The sequence below is a fragment of the Commensalibacter sp. M0355 genome, from assembly GCF_016101365.1.
Classification (GTDB): domain Bacteria; phylum Pseudomonadota; class Alphaproteobacteria; order Acetobacterales; family Acetobacteraceae; genus Commensalibacter; species Commensalibacter melissae.
In genome coordinates this window covers 661,418-678,697 of record NZ_JACFQQ010000001.1, presented here as the reverse complement: position 1 = coordinate 678,697, position 17,280 = coordinate 661,418, and the positions used below count along the sequence as shown (strand labels likewise).

Annotated in this window: 14 protein-coding genes; all 14 read right to left on the bottom strand. The window is 41.1% G+C overall.

What is annotated here, in order from left to right:
• Nucleotides 1-69: 69 nt before the first annotated feature.
• The 14 genes from ftsA to rsmH are packed head-to-tail and all read right to left on the bottom strand — an operon-like array spanning nt 70 to nt 17,279.
• Nucleotides 70-1,440, bottom strand: a complete 1,371-nt coding sequence (gene ftsA, locus H3T44_RS03255) for a cell division protein FtsA (RefSeq protein WP_196424164.1) — start codon at nt 1,438-1,440, stop codon at nt 70-72.
• A gap of 48 nt (nt 1,441-1,488) precedes the next feature.
• Nucleotides 1,489-2,376, bottom strand: a complete 888-nt coding sequence (locus tag H3T44_RS03250; protein WP_198195985.1) for a cell division protein FtsQ/DivIB — start codon at nt 2,374-2,376, stop codon at nt 1,489-1,491.
• Nucleotides 2,364-3,317, bottom strand: a complete 954-nt coding sequence (locus H3T44_RS03245; protein WP_155567231.1) for a D-alanine--D-alanine ligase — start codon at nt 3,315-3,317, stop codon at nt 2,364-2,366. Before H3T44_RS03245 ends, H3T44_RS03250 begins: the two co-directional genes overlap by 13 nt.
• On the bottom strand, nt 3,307-4,266 hold the full coding sequence (gene murB / locus H3T44_RS03240) for a UDP-N-acetylmuramate dehydrogenase (RefSeq protein WP_198195983.1): 960 nt from the start codon (nt 4,264-4,266) through the stop codon (nt 3,307-3,309). The genes H3T44_RS03245 and murB overlap by 11 nt, the downstream gene beginning before the upstream one ends.
• A 17-nt stretch (nt 4,267-4,283) precedes the next feature.
• The gene (murC, locus tag H3T44_RS03235) at nt 4,284-5,696 is read right to left on the bottom strand and encodes a UDP-N-acetylmuramate--L-alanine ligase (RefSeq protein ID WP_198195981.1); all 1,413 of its coding nucleotides are present in this window, start codon (nt 5,694-5,696) and stop codon (nt 4,284-4,286) included.
• Nucleotides 5,697-5,719: 23 nt separating this feature from the next.
• Nucleotides 5,720-6,826, bottom strand: a complete 1,107-nt coding sequence (murG, locus tag H3T44_RS03230; protein ID WP_198195979.1) for an undecaprenyldiphospho-muramoylpentapeptide beta-N-acetylglucosaminyltransferase — start codon at nt 6,824-6,826, stop codon at nt 5,720-5,722.
• A complete protein-coding gene (locus H3T44_RS03225; RefSeq protein ID WP_155565831.1) occupies nt 6,823-7,989 on the bottom strand; it encodes an FtsW/RodA/SpoVE family cell cycle protein in 1,167 nt (388 codons plus the stop codon). The genes murG and H3T44_RS03225 overlap by 4 nt, the downstream gene beginning before the upstream one ends.
• Nucleotides 7,990-7,999: 10 nt before the next feature.
• The gene (gene murD, locus H3T44_RS03220; RefSeq protein ID WP_198195977.1) at nt 8,000-9,394 is read right to left on the bottom strand and encodes a UDP-N-acetylmuramoyl-L-alanine--D-glutamate ligase; all 1,395 of its coding nucleotides are present in this window, start codon (nt 9,392-9,394) and stop codon (nt 8,000-8,002) included.
• A gap of 1 nt (nt 9,395) precedes the next feature.
• Nucleotides 9,396-10,487: a phospho-N-acetylmuramoyl-pentapeptide-transferase gene (gene mraY / locus H3T44_RS03215; protein ID WP_110438465.1), complete on the bottom strand. Its 1,092-nt coding sequence runs from the start codon at nt 10,485-10,487 to the stop codon at nt 9,396-9,398.
• The gene (gene murF / locus H3T44_RS03210) at nt 10,487-11,878 is read right to left on the bottom strand and encodes a UDP-N-acetylmuramoyl-tripeptide--D-alanyl-D-alanine ligase (protein ID WP_198195975.1); all 1,392 of its coding nucleotides are present in this window, start codon (nt 11,876-11,878) and stop codon (nt 10,487-10,489) included. Before murF ends, mraY begins: the two co-directional genes overlap by 1 nt.
• The gene (locus H3T44_RS03205) at nt 11,875-13,341 is read right to left on the bottom strand and encodes a UDP-N-acetylmuramoyl-L-alanyl-D-glutamate--2,6-diaminopimelate ligase (RefSeq protein WP_198195973.1); all 1,467 of its coding nucleotides are present in this window, start codon (nt 13,339-13,341) and stop codon (nt 11,875-11,877) included. The genes murF and H3T44_RS03205 overlap by 4 nt, the downstream gene beginning before the upstream one ends.
• 16 nt (nt 13,342-13,357) lie before the next feature.
• On the bottom strand, nt 13,358-15,313 hold the full coding sequence (locus tag H3T44_RS03200) for a penicillin-binding protein 2 (RefSeq protein ID WP_198195971.1): 1,956 nt from the start codon (nt 15,311-15,313) through the stop codon (nt 13,358-13,360).
• Nucleotides 15,314-15,333: 20 nt separating this feature from the next.
• Nucleotides 15,334-16,302 (bottom strand): hypothetical protein, encoded by a 969-nt coding sequence (locus H3T44_RS03195; RefSeq protein ID WP_198195969.1) that lies wholly within the window; start codon nt 16,300-16,302, stop codon nt 15,334-15,336.
• Nucleotides 16,302-17,279: a 16S rRNA (cytosine(1402)-N(4))-methyltransferase RsmH gene (gene rsmH, locus H3T44_RS03190; RefSeq protein ID WP_198195967.1), complete on the bottom strand. Its 978-nt coding sequence runs from the start codon at nt 17,277-17,279 to the stop codon at nt 16,302-16,304. The genes H3T44_RS03195 and rsmH overlap by 1 nt, the downstream gene beginning before the upstream one ends.
• Nucleotide 17,280: the final 1 nt, after the last annotated feature.

The window sequence follows — 17,280 nt, the reverse complement described above, 5'->3', positions numbered from 1 at the left end:
CTCGAACCGATATTTCGTAAACTATGTGTAAGGTTACAATGGAAAGTTACTATTATACAAAGAAAATATTTATATGTGTATCCTTATAAACTCAATTATTTTTTTAAGGAAACCATTGTTTTTTTTATTCGAGAAATCGAGATCCGCAAGGGTTCTTCCCTCGCCAGCCGCCCAGCAGAGTAAACCGGCAGCAGTAGAAAAGGCAGCCGAGGTTGTACTATCATTGGGTAATCCTATAATATTGTTGGGTTTTCCCAAGCGGATTTGACGGTTCAGGATACGGGCTGCTAAAGGACCGAGTCCTTCAAGTAAAGAACCTCCTCCCGTTAATACAACCCTGCCATTTGCTGCTTTGCCAATATTTGAATTATCCAGGCGGTCTCGAATCAATTCAAGTGTTTCTTCTATCCGTGGCCTGATAATAGAAATAACTCTTGATAGCGGAACTTTTGTCATGATTTCGTAATCATCGTCACCGATCATTTGAATGGGCAATTGCTGATATTCGTCGTTATAGGAATATTCAGCACTGCCATATTTAGTTTTAAGCCATTCCGCTGTATCAATTGAGGTTGAAAGAATACCTGCTATATCCCTGGTAATATGGGATCCACCAATCGGAATTTGTGAAGTGTAGAGAAGTTGATTGTCGCCGAAAATGCCAATAGAGGTTGTTCCGCCACCCATATCCACAATAGTGGCGCCCAAATCCCTTTCGTCTGGTGCCATTACTGCCAGTCCAGCAGCTAGAGGGGTGGATATGATGCTTTCAATTTCCAATTCAGAACGCATTAAGACGGTTGCCAGATTTTTAAGGGATGTGGCGGAAGTGCTGATGATATGTAATGTTGTACTCAGTATTTCACATTGATGTCCTCTGGGATCTTCAACCCCAGCGGTCTCATCAACATTAAAACTTAGAGGCAAGGCATGAATAATTTCACGACCTTCAACTTGGGCTCTCAAAATTCCTTCGTTAACCAGTCGATATATGTCATGATTGGTGATTTCTCTTCCGCCAATTGGCCATTCGATATTGTAAAGCTGGCTGTCAGGTTTACCGCCAGAAAGATTTACATAAATTTTGTTTAACCGACGCTCGGCTGCCTCTTCTGCCTGTCCAACGGCTGAACGGATTGCACGTTCAGCACTTTTAAGATTAATGATACCACCTTGTTTTACGCCATGAGAGCGTCTCCATCCATATCCCAGAACTTTTAGTTTTCCGTTGGATTTACCCTGTCCAATTAGACAGGTGATTTTTGTACTGCCAATATCCAATACACCGAAAACACCGGGTAAAAATTGTTTTTGCGCGGGTAAGTCGTCAGGGGGAAATATATTACTCTTTACTAATTGCCTGGATCGGGCAATAGCGATGGTCTGCTTTGCATGATTGGGGGAATTTCCTTGACTTGTTTTATAATTCAGTTGTTTCATGCACTTAACCATTTCCTCAAGAATCACATTATACCAGAAAAGATTTGATCAAGGTGTTTTTTCGTCATTGTCATTAGAGGGTTCCGGATTATCATTTTCAGGATTGGGTGGTGTCGGTTCTTTATCTTTTAGTATGATTAAGCGGTCGGGAAGACGCAAATCAATATGTTTCAGGGGACGATCCAGTAACTGGAACTGTTTTTCATATTGAATCAGTCGTTGAATGGCAGCAATTTCCTGATTTTCGGGAAGTAAAATGATTGTACCATTCTTCAAATTTAGGTTCCAGCGTCTATTCCCGATTCTTACGGCTGCCACCATACGATTTTTGATATCTGGATAAACGGATAAAATGTCGATTAAATCGGAAGCTGCTGTATTTGCACCAATACCGACAACCAAGGGAAGTTTTAAAAAAGCCTGTCCATCTTTTCCATTCATTCCCTGATCGTTGACAATGTTTCCTTTTTTATCAATAAGTTTGAATTTTCCTTGGTTTTGCCAAACGGCAAAGGGACTGCGTTCAATAATGTGGACAATTAAAGTATCTGGTAATTGACGTTTGATAACGGCATAATTGACAAAAGTTAGGCCATTTAGGCGTTTCTGGGCATCTTTGATGGAAAAATTAAGGATCGGATCACCAATATTGATATTAAGGGCCTGTTTTATTTCATATTCAGTGGTCAGTTTACAGCCATCAATAATGATATGAGCCAGTTTCATCGGAACAAGTTTGGCTGTTTTTGTTCTGAAAAGTGAAAATTCCTGTTCCGATGCGAACTTATAAATGGCCCATCCACCCCCGATAAAAAGCCCAAGGATGATAAGAAGAAAGAAAAAGGGACGAAGCATTCGCTTCAAACGGCGATAGGCTATTTTTTGTTTTGAGGGACGATCATCCTGATGATTAGGTCGCCTTTTTAAGTACGACATTTTGCTTTTTCCACAAGATGTGAACATAGTTCGGGATAGGTTATCCCACAAAAGGCGGCTTGTTCTGGCAGCAGAGAAGTTTTGGTCATGCCGGGTTGTGTATTTACTTCCAGAATATACAAATCACCAGGTTGGTCTTGTGTTTCATTGTGATTATCGTACCGAAAATCAGTGCGGGAAACAGAATCACATCCTAGAATCTTATGAGCTTTTTGCGCATAGTCTAACGCTGTCTGAAAAGCTTGCGGATGTATAACCGCGGGGACAGTATGGGTTGATTGTCCAGCTTGATATTTTGCGTTATAATCGTAAAAAATATGTGTTCCAGATGATATATCGGTTACGGTAAGAGCTTTGTCATCAAGCACGCAGACTGTTAGTTCTTTTCCTGGAATAAATTGTTCAATCAGGGCCTCTTGACCAAAGATCCATTCCTTTATGATTTTTTCACGTTGTTTCTGTCGGATACTGGCATCGTTTGATTGGATGATATGAACACCTACAGATGATCCTTCTTGAATGGGTTTTACCACATATGGAACAGGAAAGGGATCCCCTGAATCCAACAGCGTGATAGGAACAGATTTACCTTTAGCCACCGGAAGACCGGCTTCATGAAGTAAAATACGGGTAATCTTTTTATTCATCGCGATTGCTGAGGAACATATATTTCCATGGGTGTAGGGTATATTCAACCATTCCAAAACACCCTGAATGGCTCCATCTTCGCCAAAGTTTCCATGCAGAGCATTAAAAACAACATCGGGACGGTTTTTGGTCAGTGAATTGACAATTTCATTTAAATTATCGTTAGCGATTAAATCCGTTACTTCATAGCCTGCCGTATTCAATGCCTCGATTATATTCTCACCACTGGCCAAACTGACTTCTCGTTCAGATGATAATCCTCCCCGCAGAACGGTTACTCGTTTAGCTGACATACTTATTTTCCCTTTGAGCATAAGGTATTCCGATACGTTTTATTTCCCATTCAAGTTCAATACCAAAATCGTTGAAAACCCGTTTTCTTAATTCCTCGCCTAAATTTTCAAGATCGCCAGCTGTCGCTTCCCCTGTATTGATTAAGAAATTACAATGTTTTTCACTGACTTTCGCCCCTCCCATGGTAAGTCCTCTGCCTTTAACCATATCGATAAGTTCCCAGGCCTTGTAAGAGGAAATATTCGGTGAGGGGTTGCGAAAAGTGGAACCACCTGTTCTTGAATGAATTGGTTGTGAATTTTCGCGTTGAGCTTTTATTTCGTCCATTGTTTTGTGTATTGTATCTTTGTTGCCGGGTTTACCCCGCAATCTTACACGAGTGACAATACCATCGGGTGGTAAAACAGAATGACGATAGCTTAATTTTAGGTCAGATGAGGAAAGACGGAATAAATCTCCGTTTCGAGTAAGTATTTCTGCCCAGTCCATAATTGTTGCAATATCGGAACCATGGGCTCCTGCATTCATTTTGACTGCCCCTCCAATACTACCGGGAATACCACTCAAGAATTCCATACCTGTTAAACCAAGCTGGGCGGCATATTCCGCGATTGTCATATCCAAACAAGCTGCACCTGCAACAAGTCCTTCACGGTCGGGAATAATTTCATGAAATCCCTTGCGCAATTGAAAACTTATTCCTTGAAGCCCACCGTCACGAATAAGAAGATTAGAGGTGGCCCCTATGGTAAAATAAGGCCACTCCAAGGGCATTGTTTTAAGAATATAGGCAAGATCTTCCGTGTCTGCGGGGTTGATAAGGATTTCGGCATTACCTCCTACACGAAACCAGCTTCTGTTTTTCAACGGGGCATTGTAGGTTACGCGTCCCCTCAGTTCGGGTAATAAATCGGAAATTGCTTCTTTGGTGAAAAGCCCCGTAGACATTAATTTTATCCTTTATTTCATTTTTTTTGTAAGGCTTTTAATTGTTCGGGCAAAGCATGGGCCCAATTTGTAATGGAACCTGCTCCCAAACAGATAACGAAATCTCCAGGTTCGGCAATTGCATTAATCATTTCTGCCAATTGATCATGTTGGGGCAATGCAACGACAGATTGATGTCCATGCGCTCGTAACCCTTCAACAAGCGCTTCTTTATTGATACCTGGAATAGGAGTTTCTCCTGCTGGATAGACATCAGCAACAATGACAGTGCTAGCATCATTCATGCAGGAGCAGAATTCGGGAAATAAATTTTGTAATCTTGAATAACGGTGTGGTTGAATGACTGCAATGACATTATGAGTGGTTGCCTGTCTGGCAGCTTTCAAAACCGCTGCAATTTCGACGGGATGATGTCCGTAATCGTCAATAATGGTAATTTTGTTGACTTCCCCGACACGAGTAAAACGACGTTGCACTCCCTTGAAACCGGCAAAGGCGGAACGAATGTTGTCTTCACTGATATCCATTTCCAAGGCTACGGCAATAGCGGCAAGGGCATTTTGTACATTATGCTGCCCGAGCATTGGAATACGGAACGGACCAAGATGTCGATTGATCTGTTTTTGCCGATCTGTAAAGACAACGTTAAATGTTGTTCCTAACTTATCCATAATAACCTTTTCCGCCCGCACATCAGCTTGTGGGGAAAAGCCATAAGTAATGAGACGACGGTCTGAAAGTCGGGGTAACATTTTTTGGACGCTGGGATGATCAATACATAAGACAGCAAAACCGTAAAAGGGGATATGGGAAACAAATTGCTGATAGGCATCTTCCATGGCCTCGACTGTTCCCCAATGATCCATATGTTCTGGATCCATGTTGGTAACAACTGCTATAACAACGGGGAGGCGAAGAAAGGAGCCATCACTTTCATCTGCCTCAACAACCATCCAGTCTCCAGATCCCATTCTTGTGTTGGTACCGTATGCTTCAATTATTCCGCCATTGATAACTGTTGGATCAAGTTTGGCATATTCGAGCAATGTTGCGATAAGGCTTGTAGTTGTTGTTTTTCCATGAGTTCCGCCCACAGCAATTGACCAGCGTAACCGCATAAGTTCCGCAAGCATTTCCGCTCTTTGTACAACAGGTATAAAATGAGCCCTGGCTTCTATAACCTCTGGATTGTCTTTATTAATGGCAGAAGAGACAACAACAACTTGAGCTTTTCCAAGGTTTTCCGCCCTATGACCAATTTTGATCGGAATGCCTAATTTACGCAGTCTTTCCACATTAGCGTTTTCCGCAATATCAGAACCCTGAATATGATAGCCTAGATAATGTAGAGTTTCAGCAATACCGGACATGCCAATACCACCAATACCGACAAAATGAATGATACCAATTGAAAGAGGAAGGGATCTCATGAAAATGCTCTTGTTAAATGAAGTTAGGATGATAGATTTGCAACAGATCGCTCTATTAAATCAGCCAGATTTTTTGCCGCATTGGGATAGGCAGTTTTATGGGATAAGGCAGCTTTTTGCAATTTTTCTGGATGGCTGAACAAATCATTAATTAATTGCGTTAGGTTTGCAACAGTAAAATCAGGTTGATTAATCAACCATGCCGCTCCTTCTTTCTCAAGAATTTGGGCATTATAATACTGTTCTTTGTTGGCGGCATGGGGATAGGGAACTAAAATAGCCGGACGGTTAGTCAGGGCAAGTTCTGCCGTGGATGATCCTCCTGATCGGCCAATTACTAGGTGGGCTTTTTGCAAAAGATCTCCAATGTTCGTTAAAAAAGGTGATAGCTTTGCTTTTATTTCGTTTTTCTGATAATATCGGGTTATTGTTTCAATATCTTCTTGACGTAACTGTTGCGTGATGCGCAGTTTTTTACGTAAGGATAGAGAGAGATTTCCCAAAGCGTAAGGAACAATTTCACCAAAAATTCTTGCTCCTAAAGATCCTCCCCAGATTAATAGATGAATTGTTTCTTTAGGAGGTTCATAAACGGATGGATAAAGGGAGGTGATATCAGGTCGCACGGGAAGACCGGTCACTACTATTTTATCAGAATTGGAAAGCCCTTTCGTGACAGGAAAAGATGTCGCTATTTTGGTGGCGAAAGGTGCAAGAAAGGCATTGGCCTTGCCAATAATTGCGTTACCTTCATGAAGAATGATGATAGGTCTATTTTTTTTGGACAATAATCGTGTGGCAAAAAGAGGCGGAATGGAAGGATATCCACCAAACCCGACAATTGCAGAAACGTGATTCTGAACCAGGATCTTTCTTGCCTCGATAATCCCCTTCATCAAGGAAAAGGTATTACCTATTTTTTTCATTATTGTTTTTTTGTTGATGCCTGCACTATCAATAACGAATTGACGAATGTCATGCCATGAAGCCAATTCTCGATCTTCAATCCTTTTATCCGTCATAAAAACCACAGGATAATCTCGTCTGGTGAGCTGTAGGGCAAGGGATTTGGCTGGGAAGAAATGACCGCCTGTTCCCCCTGCGGCAATGGCTATAGCAGGTTTGTTCATTGAACTAAATTTCTCTTACTGAATGGCTGGAAACCATTTTTTGAAAATTTGGGGGCCTCTATCCTGTGTCTTGTCAAAGCAAGCACCATACCAATGGCCAATGCAACAGACATGGCGGATGAACCACCGTATGAGATGAAAGGTAAGGTCATGCCTTTTGTTGGAATAAGGTGAAGGGTAGAGGCCATGTTGATAAAAGCTTGTAATCCAAAACCGGTAATGATGCCTGTTGTTGCCAAAATGATGAAAGGATTGTCTTCCTTGATCATTTTTAACAAAGAACGTACAACAATGAAACAGAATATTAAAATAATAATCATGCAAACAATCATTCCGTATTCTTCACCCGCAACAGCAAACACAAAATCAGCATGTGCATCGGGCAAGAGATCTTTCACGCGTCCTTCACCCGGTCCACGTCCCATCATTCCACCATTTCCAAACGCACGCAGAGCGGTGTCAATCTGATAATGATCACCAACATTGGGATGAAGAAAGCGTTCAACACGAGAACGTACATGTGGAAAAACGGTATAGGCACCGATAAAAGCGGCAATCATGGCCCCAAAAGCAGAAAATACCCAAAACAGGTTGAGACCATTTACGAAAAGCTGGGTTAGCAAAACAGCGGTAATTACGACAAGCATGCCGATATCGGGTTGAGATTTTAAAAGGAAAAGGATAACACCATAAAAAATAAAAGTTATGAGAAGATTAGGAATATAAAATCGTTTGTTCCATCGAGTTAAAAACCAAGCCGTTAAAACCGCAAAGCAGGGTTTTAAAAATTCAGAAGGCTGGACAGACATCATTGGTAAGGCAATCCATCTACGGGCCCCCTTGATTTCCATACCATGAACAAGGGTATAGGCGGTTGCCAGTATGGCGATAAAACTTCCAATAATTCCAAGTCTTTTTATCCCCTCCACAGACAGCATTGAGGTAACCATGATAATCAGGGCTGCAATGCTCAGGAACATGATCTGTTTAAAGATAAACATGTCTCGTGATGCTCCAATTCTCTGTGCAACGGCCGGGCTAGCGGCCAGCATTAAAATATAGCCAAACCCGATCAACAAACCGACACTTCCCAACATCCAATGATCGATATTTCGCCACCATCGTGCCAGTAATGAATTATCGAGACGGGAAACATTGGACATGATAAATTTCCTAATCGTTTAGGGTTTGACGGAATGATGTTTCTAGTTGATTGACAAGTTGAATAAACACATTCCCTCTTTCCTCAAAGCTATCAAACTGGTCAAAGCTGGCACAGGCAGGAGAGAGCATTACAGTACGAATATGATGTTGTTTGGCAAATGCAAAAGCGAGAGGGACTGCTTGATCAAGTGTGTGAACAATCTGGTAATGGACATGATATCTGTCCAGGGTTTTTGCTAGCAGTGGTGCATCTTTACCAATCAATAAAGCGAATTTTATTTTAGAAAAATAGGGTGCAAGATCGTCTATTCCTTTAGTCTTGGCCAATCCACCAGCAATCCATACGATTTTATTATAGCAGGTAAGTGCCTTCGAGGTCGCATCTGCATTGGTGGCTTTACTATCATTGATAAAAGTCACTGAATCAATGGTCGCGACAGGTCGCTGTCGATGGGCAAGTCCATTAAAAGAATTAAGACTTTCCGCTATCTGTTGCCGTGCAACGCCCAAAGCGAGGGCCATTGCCGTTGCAGCCGCAGCATTCTGTGCATTGTGTTGCCCTGGAAGAAGCCTTGCTTGATTTAAATCGGCAATAATGCCTTTCTTGTCTTGCAGAAGATGCTGATCAACCCAAAAATCGGCATTGATATCTTTTTTCCCAGATATTTTTTTAACGGGAATATCATTTTGGACAAGCCGTTTCGCAATAGATTTACAGTAATCATCCTCAATTCCAATAACTGCCATATCCTGTTGATTTTGATGATCAAAAATATGATATTTGGCTTGAACATATCCTTTCATGTCTCCATGCCGTTCAATATGATCTGGCGTAATATTTAACAAGCATGCAATATCTGCTTTGAAACTGGATAAGCGCTCAAGCATATAGGAGGACATTTCAAGAATGTAAACACCATCGTCCTCCAAATATGGAAGAGATAGGGATGCCGGTCCCAGATTACCTCCTGCTACAGATGGTATTTTAGCTTCTGTTAGAATATGGTTTAGTAAAACTGTGGTCGTTGATTTACCATTTGTTCCAGTTATAGCCACGAAACGTGCTCGGGACCCTGATTTTTTGATAGCTTGATATAAAATCTCTGCATCTGAAAAAATAGGAATTGCATTCATCCGAGCAATTTCTGCAACAGGATGGGGTTTTGGTAAAAAATGCGGAATACCAGGAGATAAAATTAAGGCATTGAAATTTTCCAGGTTTTTAAAAGGTGCAAGATGGGGCTTTAACTTTTCAGGGATTTGCTGGCGAGCTTTGGGTTGATCATCCCAGACCTGTATTGTTGCACCCATTTGCAAGAGACGTTGGGAAGCGGCAATGCCATTTTTACCTAACCCTAAAATGGCGTAATGATTATTTTTGAATAAATCTTTTGAGAAATCCATTTTAACGCAGTTTCAATGTTGCTAAACCAATAATGCCTAAAATAATGGAAATAATCCAGAAACGAATGACAATTTTTGATTCGGCCCATCCTTTTTTTTCAAAATGGTGATGTAAAGGTGCCATGAGAAAGATTCTTGTTTTAGTTTTTTTATACCATGCGACTTGAATAATGACGGATAGCGTTTCAATTACAAATAAACCGCCGACGATACACAAGACCAGCTCATGTTTTACGGCAACGGCAACAGATCCAATGGCGCCACCCAATGAAAGAGAGCCTGTGTCCCCCATAAAAACAGAAGCCGGAGGGGCGTTAAACCATAAAAATCCTAGTCCTGCCCCTATGACAGCAGCACAGAATATGGCCAATTCCCCAGTTTTAGGAATAAAATGCAATTGTAGATAATCGGCAAAAACACTATTTCCGACAATATAGGCAATCAGCGCAAAAACAAAAAAGGAGATAACAACTGGAACAATGGCAAGCCCGTCAAGTCCATCCGTGAAATTAACCGCATTACCAAAACCACTTATGACAATCATCCCAAAAAGAGGGAAAAAATAGCCTAATGGAATAAGGACATTTTTAAGAAAAGGAAGCGCTAGATCATTGGCCATTCCTGAAGGGGTCAGTTGTTGTAAAAAATAAGTTGCAACCAGTGAGATTAAAAATTCCCCGCCCAAACGTGTGCGTTTACTTAATCCATCACTGTTATGTTTTGCCAGTTTTTTATAATCATCAAAAAAACCTATCAGGCCAAATCCAAAGGTGACAAATAGTACGATCCAGATAAATCCGTTGGTCAGGTCAGCCCATAAAAGCGTTGAAATTAATAAAGTGGATAAAATTAAAATTCCTCCCATAGTAGGAGTTCCTGCTTTTTCTTTCAAATGCCGTTCCGGGCCAAGGGCACGAATGGGCTGACCTTCACGCTGAATCTGGTGAAGTTTGGCTATTATATAGGGACCCAACCAAATGCTAAGGAAAAAAGCCGTGAAACAGGCGGCAACAGCACGAAATGTTATATAACGAAAAAGATTAAGTAAGAAGGCATAGGCCAGCCCATGATGCATAATCAGATCATATAGCATTAATTTTTCCTTTGATTCATTTTTTGAGTTAACGCCCTAACAATTTTTTCCATATGCATTCCATGACTTCCTTTCACCAGAACAGTGTCTCGATCTTGCAATTGCTGATGAATGAAAGGGATTAACTGTTCTGCATTTTTACACCATTTCCCTTGTATAGGTCGGGGAAGTTGATCAAATACAATTTTCATTGAGGAGCCGCAAGTAAAAACAAGATCAGAATTTTGTATAATACTGGGAATCAAGGAGAGATGCTCCTTTTCGCTATATTCATCCAGTTCGAATATATCCCCTAAAACTGCGATACGTCGTTTGGGACTCAATAATGTCAGGGTTTTTAATGCGGCCTGAATTGAAAGGGTTGATGCATTATAGCTTTCATCTAGAAGAATTCCTGTTTTATCTATCAAAGGTAAGATTTCTCCTCGTCCTGACCCAGCTGTAAATTGATGCAGGGCGGTAATTGCCTGTTGCAAATCGAGTTTCAAGGAGCATACTGCACTGAGTACAAGGGAGGCATCATGAATGAGATGTTGCCCGGGAGACGCAAGAGAGACGGAAAAGATTTCATTAACTGTTTTAAATTTGAAGATTGAATAATCTGCACCAAGATTTATGGACTGGATTTGAAAATCAGCCTTTTCTGATAAACCTGTTCTGTAAAGATGAACATGATATTGCATTGCTCGTTTTTCAAATAAAGTGAAATCATAAACTGTTTCAGGCAGAATAAGGATGCCGTTTTTTGACAGAGCGGTGATAATCTGGCTTTTTTCCTCGGCAATTGCATCCATGGTTTTCATCAATCCAAGATGGGAGGATGATACCGTAGTAATAATTGCTATGTCAGGTTTAACCATGGCAGCAAGGGGGGCTATTTCGCCACTGTGGTTCATGCCAATTTCACTGATACAATAGTCGGCATCAGAGGGAAGTCTTGCCAAAGTGAGAGGAACGCCCAGATGGTTGTTATATGAACCTTCGGCAGCATGAATTTTTCCAAAAGGCTGCAAAGCGTTTTTAAGCATTTCCTTTGTTGTGGTTTTACCGACACTTCCAGTGATCGCTATGGCTTTTCCATGAAAACGCTGTCTGGCATAAATCCCCATTTTTGTAAGGGCATGTAAAGTATCCGAGACAATTAAAAAGGGTAATTGACTGTTGAATTGGGAAGGAATATGCGTGACAATGACACAAGATGCTCCATTGGCAAGAGCCTGTTGAATATAGTCGTGACCATCGCTATTTTCACCTTTAATGGCAATAAAGATATCCCCGGGTCGCAAGGTTCTGGTGTCAATGGAGACACCCGTTCCATGTATGGCCTGATGAATGGATAAGGTACCTCCAGTGGCCTGGATAAGATCAGTTTCGTTCCAAAGGAATGTCATAAATATCTCATATATTTCTGTACTATTTTTACATCATCAAAAGGATGGATAATATTCCCGATAATCTGGCCTTGTTCATGCCCCTTACCAGCAATAACTAAAATATCGCCAGGTTGAAGTTTTTTAACTGTTTGTGCAATGGCCTCTTCTCTGCCAGCGATTTCAACGGCCCGTGGAAAACCTTTTTTAATTTCATTACGGATCAGTGCGGGATTTTCATGACGGGGATTATCATCCGTAATAATGACATGGTCTGCATATTTCCCTGCCTCAAGAGCCATCAGAGGGCGTTTGCCTTTGTCACGGTTTCCACCTGCCCCAAATATAATATATAACTCATGATGAACATGTGGACGCAAAGATTGTAAAAGATGGGTCAATGCATCAGGTGTATGGGCATAGTCAACATAAACAGTTGCCCCATTTGGTAAGATGGCAGCCTGTTCCATGCGTCCTTTCACGCCTTTTAGTTTGGGAAGTAGAGGAACAAGGGATTCAAGATGTTCAGAATCTTTTGCGATAAGTGCCATAGAAAGTAGAATATTATCTATCTGGTAACGGCCAAGTAAAGAAAGGGTTGTTGTAACACGGTTTCCTGAAGCTGTTTTATATGTTATTTTCTGACCATGGGGTAAGGGTTTAACATGATTTAGACGCAAAAAATTTCCTTTGATGCCAACCAGTCTCAATTGTTGTTTTCTTTTTTTTATTATATTTAATAATGTTTCAAGAACGGATGCATTCATATCACTGTTCAATGCGGCAATGGCATTTGATGGTAATATATCTGTAAATAATCTTTGTTTTGCCTGAAAATATGCTTCAAAACTGTGATGGTAATCCAGATGATCCCGGGTTAGATTTGTAAAAGCTGCTGCTTCTAATTCAATATTGTCAAGCCGGTATTGAGCCAATCCATGTGAAGATGCTTCCATGGCAACATGTGTTACATGTTTTTTGGAAAGATTTTGCATAATTTCATGTAAAATAATAGTGTCAGGTGTGGTTAATACCGGTCCTGTATAATGATAGCCAGCATTATTGAGAACGCCCAAAGTGCCAATTGAAGCGGATTTCAGATTTTCCAGTTCCCATAACTGTCTGGCAAAATCGACGGTGCTTGTTTTACCATTTGTACCTGTAACCGCTATTTTATGATGGGGTAACTTCGGGTAAAATAAGGAAGTTATTTTTGCTATCACTTGACGGGGATTATCACAGTAAATGGGAACGCACTGACTCGGCAAATCCATGTTTGACCCATTGGTCAAGAGAATCGTATTGGCTCCATTTTCAATGGCCTGTTGAATAAATGCTTGTCCATCAAGCTGATTTCCAGGCAAAGCGGCAAAAAGAAAATCTTTTTGCACTTTCCGGCTGTCCAGTGCAATTCCCTTTATTTCATGATTGGGGAAATAATCGGGAATATTGATATAGGATCGTAATGTATCAAGTGAAATCATGGTAAAACGGAACTGACTATTCTGAGGGGGAAGAGGGTGATATATTTTTGTGTCTAGATTTTGTTTTTAATGCGGATTTTGTTTGTCGATTAAGACGAGGATCGCCCGGATCATTTCCTGGACCGAGAGCTTTTACTCCTCTAGGAACTGCAGGACGTAGAGGAATGGATAACTCATTATCTATCCTTCCGGCATTCTTTATATCTGGAAATAATCCAAGCATGGGTCCAATACGTGCAATGATTTTGGATACAGTTGGTGCCGCATTCCATCCGGCTGTTGTCCAGCCATGGGTAAATTTGGTTGGCTTTGGACTATCCAGCATGACATAGACAGCATATCGGGGATTGTTCATCGGAAAAACAGCAGTGAAGGCTGATACATTGACATGTTTTAAATAACCCCCACCTTTTCCCACTTTTTCACTGGTACCAGTTTTCCCTCCTACAAAATAACCCGGAACCTCTGCGTTTTTGCCCGTTCCCTGTGTAACATCTAAACGAAGTATTTTCCTTAGAATAAGGGAATTTTTATCGGAAATAACTTTTTCTCCATCAGGTATGTCAGTTCTAGATGAGGTTGGATCAATAATTACCGGAGGCATTGTCTCATCCTGTCTTGATAATAGAGTGGGCCTGATCAGGTAACCGTCATTCACTGTTGCCGCGGTTCCACGAACAATGGCTAATGGGGATTGTGCGATACCGTGACCAAAGGCGACAGTCATGATGGTGGATATTCCCCAATTTCTGGCAGAGGGCACCAAAGGACGACCTGCTTCGGGTAGTTCAATTGGAACGCGTGCTAAAAAACCCATTCTTTGTAACCAGGAACGCTGTTTTTCTCCCCCAACATCAAGGGCGATGTGTGCAGATGCAGGGTTTGAGGAATATGCCAATACTTCAGGTAAGGAAAGATAGGGAGCAAAATGATCTGTTTTCAAGTCGTGAATGGTAAAGCGACCCACCCTGACTGGTGCTGTTGCAAAACGGTCCCAAATGTGTATACCGCCAACCTCCAAAGCCATAGCTGCGTTTTGAAGCTTAAAGGTTGATCCAGGTTCGTACATCCCGTTTGTGGCGCGATTGAATCTTTGATTTGGGGGAGCTTTATTGAAAAAATTTGCATCATAATCGGGTAAACTCACCATTGCCAGAATTTCCCCGGTATGAACATCCATGATAATACCACATGCAGCTTCTGCCTGAAAAGTTTGCATCGCTGCCTCCACTTCTTCCTGTACCGCGGTTTGAACATGAGTATCAATGGATAATCTTAAAGAGGAATGATCATTCATCAAGCGCTGGTCAAGATATTTCTCAATACCTGCAATACCGTGATCATCAATATCCACGCTGCCGAGAATATGGGCTGCCAATCGTCCTAGTGGATAATGTCTGCGTTCGCCACTTTCAAAATAAATTCCTGGAATGCCAAGGTTATTGATATCAATCTCCTGTTTTGGAGAAATATCGCGAGCTATATAAACAAACTGTTTTTTAGACGAGAGTCTTTGAGTGGTTTTTTCGAGATTTAGATTGGGGAGAATGGATTTCAGTTTTTGAGCAACATCGTCAGGGTCAATAATTTCGATAGGATTTGCATATAACTGTGCCACGGGGAGAGAAATGGCCAAAATCTGTCCATTTCTGTCAATAATAGAGGCTCTGTGGATTTGAGGTAACGAAAAATCTCCAGCAATGGTTCCTTTTGGATCGCTAATTGGAATTGGGGGAACCTGGGGAGCGATTTGCTGTTTTTGAGGAGGCAAAGGTGCTATGATGGTTGCGAAAATTAATTTTAGCATAACCGCACCATAAATGACGCAGAAGCCACATGCTGTGATAAATAAGCGAAGTCTGGTTTTATCTATTTGATAGGTATTAATTTTTTTTTTTTGATTTTTTTTTCTTTTTTCAAAAGATTGTCTATAAGGTTGACCCTTTTGTGAACCTTTTCCATAATTTATCATTTATTTTAACTTTATAGAATTCATTGAGAAAAAGGAACAGGTGCGGGTAGGGAATCATCAGCGTCGTCCCCAAAGGCTGATTCAGAATGATAATGCTGTTTTTGTTTGCTGTTTTGGGCGATTTTTACCGGCGTCTCATGTTTTGGTTTTGCACTGGTTATTACGACGGTGTGTATTTCCTTTTTACCAATGGTGCCATTGTTATTCTTTTCTTTTACAATTGACATCGGCTCAGAACTGTCAGCAATTGAAAATGCAGGTCGAACTGCAGGTTTATGAGCGGATTTTTTAATCAAGGCTGTTGTTTTGATATTTTTTTTATCAATTCGTGGGATATCAGGGAAATCTTTGGTTGCTAGATTTTCTTCATCATCCCTAACATTTTGAACAGGTTTGGTTCTGATAGGAGGTTTTTTTATGTTTTTATTTGAAATATCATCAGAGGAATCAATTGTATTGTTCGTTTTTTTAGCAGTGTAGATTTCGGGTTTTTTGGAAGGGGAATTGAAGGATGCAGATTGGTTTTCTTCATCCGAAGTGCTCCGTTTTGTTGGGGAGTCATGATGTTGTCTGGTCGTATTACTTGAAACAATAGCAGGTTCGGGCTTGTCATCAGGGTTATTCAAGGTTTGTCCATGATTATTAGCGACCGCAAGGAGCAGCTGTTTGCGTGTTTTATCCTCGATCTGTTCCTTTTGAATGGGAGGAAGCACATTGAGCAAGGATGACATTTGTACAAATTGAGTGGGAGCCAAAGGGTGCAATTTTGGCAGAAAGTTGTTGGCCAGAGTTTTTAAACGGTCAGGCTGATTAAGTAAAGTCCATTCTGTCCGTAACATTGCCGTCCGGGCTTTTAGCCGTTCCGTATCATGCACAATCTTGGCGATTTGATGATCCAGTACGGTGGTTTTATGTTTTTGAGTGTACAGGATCATTCCAGATAGGCCGGCAAGTACTGAGCAAAATAACGTTAATGGACGGATTATCATCAGGATATACTCCTTGTTTTCTGCCCTGCAAGACGTTTAATGGCTCGTAATTTCGCACTTCGTGAACGGGGATTTAAAAGGGCTTCATGTTTTGAAGGGCGAAGAGGCTTATGGGTTAGGGCTTCAAACTTAATCAGTTCGGATTTTTGATGTAGGGATTGAGGATGATGTCTTGAAGGACCTGCAATATTGCCAGTTGCCTGATTCATGATTTCTTTGACAATACGGTCTTCCAGGGAATGAAATGAGACAACAATCAGTTTTCCATCTGGTTTAAGAAGGGAAAGTGCACTTGTTAAGACTTGCCTGATTTGTGTCAATTCATCATTGACGGCAATTCTTAGCGCCTGAAAAGATCGAGTTGCGGGATTAATCTCATTTTTTTTGGACGGAACAATTCTTTTAATCAGGTTTGCCAGTTGTTGTGTTGTTTCAAAAGGTTTTTCAAGTCTATCCTGAATTATGGCTCGAGCGATACGACGTGAGAAACGTTCCTCACCATAATACCATAGAATATCTGCCAATTCGGTTTCGGACAATTGGTTAACAAGATCAGCCGCAGTTTTTCCAGATTTACTCATTCTCATATCCAGCGGTCCATCAAACCGGAATGAAAAACCTCTTTCTGCCTCGTCCAACTGAAAAGAGGAAACTCCCAGATCAAGAACAATACCATCCAGAGATTGGATGTTATTTTCATGAGCAAGCGTTTCAAGTTGAGCAAAATCCCCCTGTAAAAGACGAAGCGTGGGATAGTCGTCAACAATTTTTTGTCCTCGCCTGATGGCATCGGGATCACGATCAATTCCCCATACATTGCAATTGGCTGCGGAAAGAATGGCCTTGCTGTACCCACCTCCACCAAAGGTTGCGTCAATATAAACCGCTTCGGATTTTGGTTGTAAAAGGTCAATTACTTCGTTAAGCATGACGGGGAAATGACCATTGATATCAATTGCTGAATAATTTTCGGCCATG